The organism is bacterium (assembly GCA_036524115.1).
GTDB lineage: Bacteria > JAUVQV01 > JAUVQV01 > JAUVQV01 > DATDCY01 > DATDCY01.
On sequence record DATDCY010000189.1, the window covers coordinates 1 to 12,606 of the forward strand.

General features: G+C 71.0%; 13 protein-coding genes and 1 pseudogene. All 14 read left to right on the top strand.

Going from position 1 to position 12,606, the window contains the following annotated elements; translation table 11 throughout:
- The first annotated feature begins 265 nt into the window (after positions 1 to 265).
- Entirely contained in the window at positions 266 to 856 is a 591-nt protein-coding gene (locus VI078_09125; protein HEY5999443.1) for a DNA polymerase ligase N-terminal domain-containing protein, read from the top strand.
- Complete coding sequence (locus tag VI078_09130; GenBank protein ID HEY5999444.1) at positions 853 to 1,179, top strand: hypothetical protein; 327 nt, start codon at positions 853 to 855, stop codon at positions 1,177 to 1,179. Before VI078_09125 ends, VI078_09130 begins: the two co-directional genes overlap by 4 nt.
- A 521-nt stretch (positions 1,180 to 1,700) precedes the next feature.
- Positions 1,701 to 2,984, top strand: coding sequence for a diaminopimelate decarboxylase (gene lysA, locus VI078_09135; protein HEY5999445.1), 1,284 nt, complete (start codon positions 1,701 to 1,703; stop codon positions 2,982 to 2,984).
- A gap of 26 nt (positions 2,985 to 3,010) precedes the next feature.
- On the top strand, positions 3,011 to 3,871 hold the full coding sequence (gene dapF / locus VI078_09140) for a diaminopimelate epimerase (GenBank protein ID HEY5999446.1): 861 nt from the start codon (positions 3,011 to 3,013) through the stop codon (positions 3,869 to 3,871).
- Between the two features lie 5 nt (positions 3,872 to 3,876).
- Positions 3,877 to 4,752, top strand: coding sequence for a 4-hydroxy-tetrahydrodipicolinate synthase (gene dapA / locus VI078_09145; protein HEY5999447.1), 876 nt, complete (start codon positions 3,877 to 3,879; stop codon positions 4,750 to 4,752).
- Positions 4,753 to 4,763: 11 nt separating this feature from the next.
- Complete coding sequence (dapB, locus tag VI078_09150) at positions 4,764 to 5,573, top strand: 4-hydroxy-tetrahydrodipicolinate reductase (protein ID HEY5999448.1); 810 nt, start codon at positions 4,764 to 4,766, stop codon at positions 5,571 to 5,573.
- Between the two features lie 8 nt (positions 5,574 to 5,581).
- Complete coding sequence (locus VI078_09155) at positions 5,582 to 6,754, top strand: LL-diaminopimelate aminotransferase (protein HEY5999449.1); 1,173 nt, start codon at positions 5,582 to 5,584, stop codon at positions 6,752 to 6,754.
- A 563-nt stretch (positions 6,755 to 7,317) separates the two neighbouring features.
- Entirely contained in the window at positions 7,318 to 7,890 is a 573-nt protein-coding gene (gene folK, locus VI078_09160) for a 2-amino-4-hydroxy-6-hydroxymethyldihydropteridine diphosphokinase (protein HEY5999450.1), read from the top strand.
- Entirely contained in the window at positions 7,887 to 8,552 is a 666-nt protein-coding gene (locus VI078_09165) for a deoxynucleoside kinase (GenBank protein ID HEY5999451.1), read from the top strand. The genes folK and VI078_09165 overlap by 4 nt, the downstream gene beginning before the upstream one ends.
- A 65-nt stretch (positions 8,553 to 8,617) precedes the next feature.
- Complete coding sequence (gene panB / locus VI078_09170; protein HEY5999452.1) at positions 8,618 to 9,358, top strand: 3-methyl-2-oxobutanoate hydroxymethyltransferase; 741 nt, start codon at positions 8,618 to 8,620, stop codon at positions 9,356 to 9,358.
- Positions 9,336 to 10,202, top strand: a pseudogene (gene panC, locus VI078_09175) (pantoate--beta-alanine ligase). The gene panB and the pseudogene panC overlap by 23 nt, the downstream one beginning before the upstream one ends.
- Before the next feature lie 236 nt (positions 10,203 to 10,438).
- Positions 10,439 to 10,795 carry an aspartate 1-decarboxylase gene (gene panD / locus VI078_09180; protein ID HEY5999453.1) on the top strand — a complete coding sequence of 119 codons (357 nt, stop codon included), beginning with the start codon at positions 10,439 to 10,441 and terminating at the stop codon, positions 10,793 to 10,795.
- A 780-nt stretch (positions 10,796 to 11,575) separates the two neighbouring features.
- Positions 11,576 to 12,016 carry a division/cell wall cluster transcriptional repressor MraZ gene (gene mraZ, locus VI078_09185; GenBank protein ID HEY5999454.1) on the top strand — a complete coding sequence of 147 codons (441 nt, stop codon included), beginning with the start codon at positions 11,576 to 11,578 and terminating at the stop codon, positions 12,014 to 12,016.
- Positions 12,017 to 12,025: 9 nt separating this feature from the next.
- Positions 12,026 to 12,606: 16S rRNA (cytosine(1402)-N(4))-methyltransferase RsmH (rsmH, locus tag VI078_09190; GenBank protein HEY5999455.1), on the top strand; the 581-nt coding region annotated here is incomplete at its 3' end.

Below are 12,606 nucleotides of genomic sequence, written 5' to 3' on the forward strand. Positions count from 1 at the left end.
GAGGCCGCCGTCAACCCCTGGCGAACGGCCGGGTTGTCGAGGAGGTATCGCGGGTCGTCGAGCTGGATGAAGGGGTGGCCGGCGACCGCCCCGAAGGCCGCGGCGGTTGCGGCAAGCAGGAATGCGACAAGGATCGGCACCCGCGCGCGGCTCACGCCCGGTAGTATACGCAAGCCGCGGGCGAGGGCTCGCGCCGCGCCGCCGGAATGGTGGCCGTCCGCCGGCGTTTCGCCGTATACTGGCGGGCGCCAGTGGAGGGGACCGCGTGCCGCTCAAGGACTACCGGAAAAAGAGGGACTTCCGCCGCACGCCCGAGCCGGCCGGCGGGGAAGGGGCGGCCGCTGCGCCCCGCGGCCCCGCGGGGCTCTACGTGATCCAGAAGCACCACGCCGGCCACCTGCACTACGACCTGCGCCTCGAGGCCGGCGGCGTGCTCAAGAGCTGGGCCGTGCCGAAGGGGCCGAGCCTCGACCCGGCGGAGAAGCGGCTCGCCGTGGAGGTCGAGGACCACCCGCTCGACTACGCGTCCTTCGAGGGGACGATCCCGGCAGGGGAGTACGGGGCGGGCACGGTCATCGTCTGGGACCGCGGGACCTATCGGCCGCAGGGCGACGCGAGCCTGGAGGCGATGCTCGAGAAGGGCGCGGTGAAGATCGAGATCGCGGGCGAGAAGCTGCGCGGGGGCTTCGCGCTCGTGCGCACGCGCTTCGGCGGGAAGAAGACGAACTGGCTGCTCATCAAGGAGAAGGACGCGGCGGCGCGCCCCGGCTCGGACGTGACGGCGGAGGCGCCGCGCTCCGTGCTCTCGGGCCGCGACGTCGACGAGATTGGGGACAGGAGACAGGAGGGACGATGAAGGCGTTCACGATCAGCGAGCACCGCCGGGGCGAGGAGTACATCGTCGGCCCCAGCGCCCTCGGCAGCCGCACCACGTACCTCGTCTACAACGTCGTCGAGCCCGGGCGCAGCGCGCCGCTGAAGTCGGCCGCCGGCCACGAGGAGATCCTGCTCGTCGTGGAGGGGACGGCCCGCGTCGTGCTCGGCGACGAGGAACTCGTCCTCACGCCCGGGCAGGGTGCGTACCTCGGCGAGGCCCCCGACGGCACGCTCTACGCCGACGGGGAGCGGGTCCGCTACGTCTGCGCCGGCGGCCACGTCCCCGGCGCGCATCATCATTAGGCCTCGGGCTGCGGGAGGCCCTTTCGCGCCCCAGCGGCGTTGGACCTCGCTTCGCTCGGCGGCGGCCACCAGGCCGCCTCCTCGCGACCTGCGGTCCTGCCTTGCTGGGACACGAAATGACGCTCCCGCAGGACCGAGGCAGCACGTTTCAGTCCGTTGCCAGGACGAAAGATCCCGCGCGTGCCTGGCCGCGGGCAGCGAATCCACGTGCCTGATGACGCTCCCGAAGCGCCGGGCCAGCCAATTCCCGGGAGGCCCTTTCGCGCCCCAGCGGCGTTGCTCCTCGCCTCGCTCGTGCGGCGTACACCAGTACGCCTCCTCGCGGGCTTGTCGCGGCCTTGCCAGGACGAAAGATCCCGCGCGTGCCTGGCCGCGGGCAGCGAATCCACGTGCCGGACGACGCTCCCGCAGGACCGAGGCAGCAGGTGCCCGGGCCCTTCCCGGTGATGCGTTTTCTCCGGCGTCGGGTGTGGGATTCTTGACAGGCCGCGCCGCGGCGTGATACGAAATCTCACTTTACTATGAACCACTTTCACGTTCGCGACGACGAGCTCTGGTGCGAGGAGGTCCCGCTTCGCGCCCTGGCGCAGGAGTGCGGCACGCCGCTGTACGTCTACAGCCACGCCACGCTCCAGCGCCACTTCGCCGCCTTCGACGGGGCGTTCGCCGACGTCCCGCACCTGACCTGCTACGCCGTCAAGGCGAACTCGAACCTGGCGCTGCTCGGCCTGCTCGCCGGCTGGGGCGCGGGGATGGACGTGGTCTCCGGCGGGGAGCTGTTCCGGGCGCTGCGCGCCGGCTGCGACCCGAAGAAGATCGTCTACGCCGGGGTCGGCAAGACCGCGCGCGAGATCGCCGAGGCGCTGCGCGCCGGCATCCTCATGTTCAACGTCGAGTCCCTCGACGAGCTGCGGCAGATCGACCGCGTCGCCGGGGAGCTGGGGCTGCGCGCGCCGATCGCCCTGCGCGTGAACCCGGCGATCGACCCGCTCACGCACAAGTACATCGCGACGGGGCTCAAGGAGAGCAAGTTCGGCATCGAGGCCGAGAAGGTCCTCGAGACCTACCGCGAGGCGCTCACGCTCGGTCACGTCGACGTGGTGGGGATCCACTGCCACATCGGCTCGCAGATCACGCAGGTCGGCCCGTTCCGCGCGGCGGTCGACAAGATCGCCGAGCTGGTCCGCGAGGTGCGCGCGCTCGGCGCGGACCTGCGCCACGTCGACATCGGCGGCGGCCTCGGCATCAACTACAACGAGGAGGAGCCGCCCGAGCCGGGGCAGCTCTCGGCGGAGATCCTGCCGGTGCTGCGCGAGATCGGCGCGACGGTCGTCACGGAGCCGGGCCGCGTCATCGTCGGCAACGCCGGGGCGCTGATCGCGCGGGTCATCTACCGCAAGTACACCAGCGCGAAGAGCTTCCTCATCGTGGATGCCGGCATGAACGACCTGGTGCGCCCGAGCCTCTACGGCTCGTATCACCGCATCGTGCCGCTGGCGAAGACCCCGGGCACGCGCTGGCAGATGGATGTCGTCGGCCCGATCTGCGAGTCCGGCGACTTCCTCGCCAAGGACCGCGAGCTGCCGGCGGTGCCGCCGGGCGAGTGCGTCGCGGTGCTCTCGGCGGGCGCCTACGGCTTCGCGATGAGCTCGAACTACAACTCGCGGCCCCGCGCAGCGGAGGTGCTCGTCCGCGGCGGCTCGTACGCGGTCATCCGCGCGCGCGAGGGCTACGAGGACCTCGTGCGGGGCGAAGCCGCGCCCGCCGCCGGCCCGCTCGATTTCCGCGCGCCGGCCGCCCGGTGACGGGGAGCACGCTCCGGAGTCCCGCCATGGCGCCCCTTTCCTTCTGGAAGATGAGCGGCAGCGGCAACGACTTCATCCTCGTCGACAACCGCCGCGGCGCCGTCCCGGCCGGCGAGGGTGCCGCGCTGGCGCGCCGCCTCTGCGCGCGCGGGTTCTCGGTCGGCGCCGACGGGCTGATCCTCATCGAGCGCTCGCGCGAGGCGGACTTCGCCTGGCGTTTCCACAACGCCGACGGCAGCGAGGCCGCGATGTGCGGCAACGGCGGGCGCTGCGCGGCGCGGTTCGCCTTCCTGCGGAAGATCGCCCCCGCGCGCATGCGCTTTCTCACGGGCGCCGGGCTCATCCGCGCCGAGGTGCGCGGCGAGCGGGTCAAGCTCGAGCTGCCGCCGCCGGCCGGGTACCGCGAGGCCGTGCCCGTCGAGATCGCCGGAAACCCCGTCGAGGCCGGCTTCATCGTGGTCGGCGTTCCCCACGCGGTGCTGCACGCCGAGAGCCTCGAGAGCGTCCCGGTTGCCGAGTGGGGGCGGCCCCTGCGCCACCACGCGGCGTTCGGGCCGGCGGGCGCCAACGTCAACTTCTTCCGGGTCGAGGGGCCGCACGCGCTGCGGGTGCGGACCTACGAGCGCGGCGTCGAGGGGGAGACGCACGCCTGCGGCACCGGTTCGGTGGCGACGGTGCTGGTTGCGGCCGCCGCGGGGCTCGTGAGCAGCCCGGTGACGGTGACCACGAGCGGGGGCGAGAAGCTGCGGGTCTACTTCCGCCGCCGGGCGGGGGAGTTCGCGGAGGTCTTCCTCGAGGGGAGGGCCGACGTGGTGTACGAGGGCAGGCTCTGGGAGGCGCCCGCCGCGCCCGCGAGGGCGAAGCGGCGGGGCCGGGAAGGGAGATGAGCGAGATGTTCACCGGTTCCATGACCGCGCTGGTCACTCCGATCCGCGACGGCGAGTTCGACGAGCGGGCCTTCCGCGAGCTGATCGAGTTCCAGATCGCGGAGGGGACGGACGGCCTCGTGCCCTGCGGCACGACGGGCGAGTCGGCGACGCTCTCGCACGAGGAGCACGACCGTGTCGTCGAGGTCTGCGTCCAGGCCGTGCGGGGCCGCGTGCCCGTCATCGCCGGCGCGGGCTCGAACTCCACGCGCGAGGCGCTGCGCCTGACCCGGCACGCGAAGGAGGTCGGCGCCAGCGCGGCGCTGCTGATCACGCCGTACTACAACAAGCCGACGCAGGAGGGGCTCTTCCGCCACTTCGCGCACGTCGCCGAGCGCGTCGACATCCCGATCGTGCTCTACAACGTCCCGGGGCGCACGGGCGTGAACCTGCTGCCGGAGACGGTGGCGCGCCTCGCCGCGATCCCGAACATCGTCGCGATCAAGGAGGCCACCGCGGACCTGCGCCAGGCCAGCCGCATCATCGAGCTCTGCGGCGACTCGATCACGGTGATCTCGGGCGACGACTTCACCGTGCTGCCGATGCTCTCGATCGGCGGCAAGGGCGTGATCTCGGTCGTCTCCAACATCGCGCCCGGGCTCATGGCGCGCCTCTGCGACTCCTTCTTCGCCGGCGACCTGGCCGGGGCGCGCGACGCGCACTACCGGCTCTTCCCGCTCTCGGAGGCGATGTTCATCGAGACCAACCCGATCCCCGTCAAGACCGCCCTCGGGATCATGGGGCGGATCGTGCCGGAGTTCCGGCTGCCGCTCTGCCCGATGGGCGAGAAGAACCGCGAGCGGCTCGAGGCCGCGCTGCGGGCCGCCGGCCTCGTCGGCTGAAGGAGCGCGCGATGGAGCGGGTTCGCGCAGTGGTGGCCGGCGCCGGCGGGCGCATGGGCCAGCGGATCGTCGCGGCGCTCGACGGGCAGGCGGGGATCGCGCTCGCCGGGGCGTTCGAGCGCGCGGGGCACCCCGGGCTCGGGTGCGACGCGGGCGTGGCGGCGGGCACGCGCGCCACGGGCGTCGTGATCGAGGAGGGGATCGAGCGGGTGCTGCCGGCCGGGGACGTGCTCATCGACTTCACGGCGCCGGAGGCCTCGCTGCGCCACGTGGAGGCCGCGCTGCGCCTCGACAAGGCGGTCGTGCTCGGCACGACCGGGATGGATGCGGCGCAGCTGGCGGCGCTCGAGAAGGCGTCGCGCAAGATCCCGATCGTGTTCGCGCCCAACATGAGCGTCGGCGTCAACCTGCTCTTCAAGGTCCTCGCGGACGTGGCCGCGGTGCTCGGCGACGCCTACGACGTGGAGATCGTCGAGGCGCACCACCGCTTCAAGAAGGACGCGCCCTCGGGGACGGCCAAGAAGATGGCGCAGGTGATCGCCGAGACGCTGCGGCGCGACCTGGACAAGGTCGCGGTGCCGGGGCGCTCGGGGATGGTCGGCGAGCGCAAGCCCGAGGAGATCGGGATCCTCGCGGTGCGCGGCGGCGACATCGTCGGCGACCACACGGTGATCTTCGCGGGCCTCGGCGAGCGCGTCGAGATCACGCACCGGGCCCACTCGCGCGACACGTTCGCCCGCGGCGCGGTGCGGGCCGCCGGCTGGGTGGTCGGCCGCGTCCCGGGCCTCTACGACATGATGGACGTTCTCGGACTGAAATAGGAGACCAGATGACCGACTTCTCGCCGCGGCTCTCGCAGAACCTCGCCAAGCTCCCCCCCTACCTCTTCGCGCGCATCGACGCCCTCAAGGCCGAGGCGAAGGCGAAGGGCGCCGACCTCATCGACGTATCCATCGGCGACCCGGACCAGCCGACCTTCAGGCACATCGTCAAGGAGGCGAAGGCGGCCGCGGCGGCGCTCGAGAACAACCAGTACCCCTCGTACACCGGCAAGCTCTCCTTCCGCGCGGCGGTCGCGCAGTGGTACCAGGCGCGCTTTTCCGTGACGCTCGACCCCGCGACGGAAGTGCTGACGCTGATCGGCTCCAAGGAGGGCATCGGCCACATCCCCTTCGCCTTCCTCGACCCGGGGGACGTCGTGCTCGTGCCGAACCCCGGCTACCCGGTCTACAACGCCGCGACGATCCTCGCCGGCGGCGTGCCCCACATGCTGCCGCTGACGAAGAAGAACGACTTCCTGCCCGACCTCGACGCGGTCCCGGGCGACGTCGCGCGGCGGGCCAAGCTGCTGTTCCTCAACTACCCGAACAACCCGACCGCGGCCGTCGCGGACCTGGAGTTCTACCGGAAGGTCGTGGACTTCGCGCGCCGCACGGGCGTCATCGTCTGCCACGACGCGGCGTACTCGGAGATGTACTACGACGGCGCGAAGCCGCCGTCCTTCCTGGAGGTCGAGGGGGCCAAGGAGGTCGGCATCGAGTTCCACTCGCTCTCGAAGACCTACAACATGACCGGCTGGCGCATCGGGTTCGCGGTCGGCAACGCGAGCGTCGTCAAGGGGCTCGGGCACATCAAGGCCAACGTCGACTCCGGGGCCTTCGGGGCCGTCCAGGACGCCGGGATCGCCGCGCTCACCGGCGACCAGAAGCCCGTCGAGAAGATGCGCCGGCTCTACCAGAGGCGGCGCAACGTGCTCTACCGCGGGCTGCGCCGGCTCGGCCTGAAGCTCAAGAAGCCGCAGGCGAGCTTCTACGTCTGGTGCGAGGTGCCCACGGGGCACACCTCCGAGTCGTTCTCGTCGCTGCTGCTCGAGAGGGCCGCCGTGGTCTGCACGCCCGGCAACGGCTTCGGCGAGCACGGCGAGGGGTACGTCCGCTTCGCGCTGACCGTGGACGCGCCGCGGCTCGAGGAGGCCGTCGAGCGCATCGGCAAGGTGCTGTAGCCGGGCGCTGAAAACGGCCCGTCTGCGGCGTTGCACTCCTCGTGTCTGCCTGCGGCGGGCACCAGCCCGCCTCAGCATCCACTTCGTCGTGCGCCTTGCATCCGGACCGTTTTGAGCGCCCGGCTGGGCAAAGGCGGGACGGGTCGTATCCGGTGCCCACCCTCGGAACTGCATCGTCATGAGCACAGGAGGGGGCGGGGCGCCGGCGGGTGGCCGCATTGCGGAGCGCGAGGGAACCTGGGCGTTCGGACCGGAGCGTCCCGAAGGGCGAAACCTGTTGTTTGAGCCCCGCAGGGGCGAGTTACAGGTTTCGAGCGCAGGGCCGGACAGGCCCAGGTCGAGCGCGCAGCTCAGCGGCCGCCCGCCGGCGCCCCGCCCCCTCCGGCACGAGTAATGGCAGCAGTGAGGCAATGTGGGATCGCGCGACAAGACATTATAATGAATATTCCTTCCGGGTCGGTGCAGCAGCGATCCGGCCGAGAAGAGCGCCGGGCCGCACATCGAGCGCTGAAGTCATGTTTCGAATACCATTTTAGAATCAATCCGTTATAATCTTGGCAGCCATGCCCGCGAAGAACCACCCGTCAAGCCGCCGCGGCCGTCCCGGCCGCGAACGCGTCTTCCTTTCCCTCGGCTCCAACGTCGGACGGCGGCCGGACAACCTGCGCCGGGCGCTCGCGCTCATCGCCGCGGAGCCCGCGATCCGGGTCGTTGCCGTCTCCCGCCTTTACAGCACCGCACCCGTGGGCTATACTGCGCAGCGCGATTTTTTGAACGGGGCGGTGGAGTTGCGGTCGCAGCTCGGGCCCCGGGAACTGCTCCGTCGCCTGGAGGGAATTGAGGCGCGACTGGGGAAGAGCACCCCGTTTCGCAACGGCCCGCGCCTCATCGACATCGACCTGGTGCTCTACGGGGGGAGAGTGGTCCTGGAGCGGGGCTTCGAGGTGCCGCACCCGCGCATGCATCTGAGGCGCTTCGTGCTCGAGCCGCTGGCCGAGATCGCGCCGCGGGCGGTGCACCCCGGGCTCCGGCGGACGATCGCCGGCCTCCTCGCAGGGCTGAAAGACGACAGTCAGGTGCGGCCGTGGGGCGCGTGGGCGCCCGCGGGCGCGTTGTGCCGGGGAGGACAAGCGTGAGCGCGTCGCCGCCCGAGAAGGGCAGGTACATCGTCATCGAGGGGCCGATCGGCGTCGGCAAGACCAGCCTCGTCAACCTGCTGGCCAAGCGCTTCGCCGCGCGCCGCATCCTCGAGGCCGCCGACGAGAACCCCTTCCTCCCGCGCTTCTACGACGACCCGCGCCGCCACGCCTTCCCGGCGCAGCTCTTCTTCCTGCTCTCGCGCTACCGCCAGCAGCAGGAGCTGGCGCAGCAGGACCTGTTCCAGCAGTCGGTCGTCGCCGACTACCTCTTCGACCGCGACCGGATCTTCGCCTACCTCAACCTGGACGACAACGAGCTGGCGCTCTACGAGCAGATCTACGGACTGCTCAAGCCCCGGGTCACGAGCCCGGACGTGGTGATCTACCTGCAGGCGAGCACCGACGTGCTGCTCGAGCGCGTCGCCCGGCGCAACCGCGCCTACGAGAAGCACCTGTCGCAGAAGTACCTCGAGGAGCTCAACCAGGCCTACAACCACTTCTTCTTCCACTACTCGGCGACGCCGCTGCTGGTGATCAACACGAACGTCATCGACTTCGTGCAGAACCCCGGCGACCTCGACGACCTGGCGAACCAGATCCTGCACGCCAAGCGGGGGACGGAGTACTACACGCCGCCGCGATCGGTGCGAAAGAAGTGAGCGCCCCGGCGAAGGTCACGGTCGCGACGCTGCGGGCCAGGAAGGCCGCGGGCGAGCGCATCGTGATGGTCACGGCGACCGACTACTCGCTGGCGCGGATCGCCGACGAGGCCGGCGTCGACGTGCTGCTCGTCGGCGACTCGCTCGGCATGGTCGCCCTCGGCTACGACTCGACGCTGCCGGTGACCATGGAGGAGATGCTGGTCTTCACGCGCGCCGTCGTCCGCGGCGCGACGCGGGCGCTCGTCGTCGGCGACATGCCCTTCCTCTCCTACCAGGTCAGCCTCGAGGAGGCGCGGCGCAACGCCGGGCGCTTCGTCAAGGAGGGCGGCGCCGCGGCGGTGAAGCTCGAGGGCGGCGCCGACGTCGCCGACGCGGCTGCCGCCATCGTCGCGATGGGCATCCCGGTCATGGGGCACCTCGGCCTCACGCCGCAGTCGGTCCACGCCATGGGCGGCCACCGGGTGCAGGGGCGTGACGAGGAGGGCGCGCGCCGGATCGTCGAGGGGGCGCAGGCGCTCGAGGCGGCGGGGGCGTTCGCGATCGTGCTCGAGGGGATGCCGCGGGCGCTGGCGGCGCGGGTCACCGCGGCGGTGCGCGTGCCGACGATCGGCATCGGCGCCGGCCCCGGCTGCGACGGGCAGGTGCTCGTCGCGCACGACCTTCTCGGTCTCTACGGCGGCCACCGGCCGAAGTTCGCGAAGCGTTACGGCGACTGCGGCGGTGAGGCGGCGAGGGCGTTCAGGCAGTACTGCGACGAGGTTCGGGGAGGGCTCTTTCCTGATGAAGAACACAGCTACGACTAGGGTCGTCAAGGGCATCGCCGAGATGCGGCGCTTCAGCCAGGAGGCGCGCAAGCGGGGCGCCCGGGTCGCGCTCGTCCCGACGATGGGCGCCCTGCACGCGGGGCACCTGGCGCTCGTGAAGGCCGCTCGGAAGAAGGCGGACACGGTCGTCGTGAGCATCTTCGTCAACCCGACGCAGTTCGGTCCGCGCGAGGACCTCTCGGCCTACCCGCGGGACCTCGCCGCCGACGTGGCGAAGCTGCGGGAGCTCGGGGTCGCGGCGGTGTTCGCGCCGGAAGCCGCCGAGATGTACCCGCCGGGTCACCGCACGCACGTCGAGGTCGAGGACCTCTCGAACCGGCTCTGCGGCCGCGCGCGGCCCACGCACTTCCGCGGCGTCGCCACGGTCGTGGCCAAGCTCCTCAACATCGTGCAGCCGCACCACGCCTGGTTCGGGCAGAAGGACTACCAGCAGCTGCTCATCGTGCGCAAGATGGCGCGCGACCTGAACTTCGACGTCGAGGTCCTCGACGTGCCGACCGTGCGCGACGCCGATGGGCTGGCGCTGTCATCGCGCAACGCCTATCTCACGCCGGAGCAGCGGCCGGCGGCCCTCTCGCTGCAGCAGGCGCTGCAGGTGGCGCGCCGGATCATCGCCAAGGGCGAGCGCTCCGCGGCGAAGATCATCTCGAACCTGCGCGAGGTCATCCGCGCCCAGCCCGGCGCGGAGGTCGAGTACATCGCCGTCTGCCACCCCGACACGCTGCACGATCTCGACGCCGTGGAACTGCGCACCCTCGTCGCGCTGGCCGTCCGCGTGGGGCGTGCGCGCCTCATCGACAACGCGCTGATCGACCTGCGGGAGCTGAACCACCGGCAGGACGAGGGCCGGCAGGGCGGCAAGGCAGCGGTCGCGGCCGGTGCGCCGGCGGTGGCGAAGGCTGCGCCGAAGCCTGCGCTGAAGGCGGCCGCGAAGCCTGCGCCGAAGCCTGCGCCGAAGCCTGCGCCGAAGCCTGCGCCGAAGGCGCCGAAGACGCCGAAGACGGCGAAGACGGTGGCATTCCCGAAGAAGGCCGAGCCCGCGAGGAAGGCCGCGCGTCGATGATGCGGGTGCTGCTCAAGGCGAAGATCCACCGGGCCACCGTCACGGACCGCAGCCTCGACTACGAGGGGTCGATCACCATCGACCAGGATCTCATGGACGCCGTGGGGCTGCTGCCGAACGAGCAGGTGCAGGTCTACAACGTGACGAACGGCGAGCGCTTCGAGACGTACGCCATCGCGGGCCAGCGCGGCAGCGGCACGATCTGCGTCAACGGCGCGGCGGCGCACCTGGCGGAGAACGGGCACAAGATCATCATCGCGAACTATGGGCTGTTCGCGGAGACCGAGATTGTCGGGTTCAAGCCGCGCGTGGCGCTCGTCGACGCGGCCAACCGCATCACGAAGCTGACGTAGCTCTCCCTGCGGCGGGACCGTGCCGGCCACGGCCCGCGGGCGCCTGTTCACTTCCGTCTCGCCCTGCGTCCTTCAGTTCGCTCAGGCACTCATCAGCTGCTCGACTGTCAATGCGCCGGCCACACTCAGCCGACACAGCAAGCGGCCGGCGCATTATGACCGTTCACAGGCGCCCCCGGGCCGTGGCCGTGTTCACCGGGTCGGCCCAGGCTTGAGCGGGGGCGGGGCGCTGTCGGGCGCGCGCATCGTGGAGCGCGAGGGAACCGCAGCGTTCGGACCGGAGCGTCCCGAAGGGCGAAACGCATTGTTTGAGCCCGAAGGGCGAGTTATGCGTTTCGAGCGCAGGGCCGGACAGGCTGCGGTCGAGCGCGTAACTCAGCGCACGCCCGGCAGTGCCCCGCCCCCGCGGGCATCTGCACGATTGCCGAGACCAAGTGAACAGGCGCCGCCGGGCCGGGGCCCGCACGCAGACGCGGTAGGTCGCGGCAGAAGCCACTGTTCATTGCAGGCCGCATGTCCCGCAGTCTGCGCACCTGCTGCCCGTCGGTCCGTGGAGGAGAAGCGCACGTTATTGCGTGAGATTTTCGATCAATTGCCGCTATCCCGATCTGCCCGCGCCAGAAATTCGCTCCACTTTGCATTGCGCATAAAATAACGCTACAATATCAAGCGATTGCAGAATCATTTTTTTTCTTGACACGACCGATCGCGTTCCGTACACTCGCGCCAGTGGGATGAAGTGGGAGAAAGTGGGGCTCCCGCCCAATCCTGGGAGGTTCGATGTTCAAGGGACGCTATCAGCACACTCTGGACGCCAAGGGACGCCTCAGCGTTCCCTCGCGCTTCCGCGAGATCCTCAGCCAGCATCGCGAAGAGATCCTCATCCTCACCAACTTCGACAACTGCCTCGCCGGCTTCCCCGCGGACGAGTGGTCGCTGCTCGAGGAGAAGATCCGCGGCCTCTCGATGCTGCAGAAGGACGTGCGGGCCTTCGAGCGCTACTTCTTCTCCGGCGCGCAGGAGTGCCCCGTCGACCGGCAGGGCCGCATCCTGATCCCGCCCACGCTGCGCGAGGCCGCGGGTCTCGAGAAGGACGTGGTGCTCCTCGGCGTCGCCAACCGCATCGAGATCTGGAGCAAGGCGCGCTGGGACGCCTTCTACCGCGAGTCCACGGAGAACTTCGAGGCCATCGCCGCGAAGCTCTCCGAATTCGGGTTCTAGCGTGCGCCGATGGCCGAGGTGCACGACCCGGTCATGGTCGCCGAGGCGGTGGACGCGCTCGGCTGCCGCCCCGGCGGACTCTGGGTGGATGCCACCGTGGGCGCCGGCGGCCACGCCGCCGCCATCCTCGAGCGCACCGCTCCCGACGGGTTCCTCATCGGCATCGACCGCGACCGCGAGATCCTCGAGGCCGCCTCGCGCCGCCTCGCGCCGCACGCGGGGCGCTTCGCGCTCGTGCACGGCACCTTCGGGCGGCTGGGGGAGATCGTGACCGGCGCGGGCAGGGGCCCGGCGGCCGGCGTGCTCATCGACCTCGGCCTGTCCTCGCTCCAGCTCGACGAGGCCGACCGCGGCTTCTCCTTCCGCGCCGACGCCCCGCTCGACATGCGCATGGACCGCAGCGACGGCGCCACCGCGCTGGAGCTGATCGCGTCGCTCGACGAGACCGAGCTGGCGCGCATCATCTACGAGTACGGCGAGGAGCCGCAGTCGCGCCGCATCGCGCGCGCCATCCGGCGCGAGCGCGAGCGCGGCGGCGCGTTGACCACGCAGCGGCTGGCGGCGGCGGTCGCCGCGGCCGTCGGCGGCCG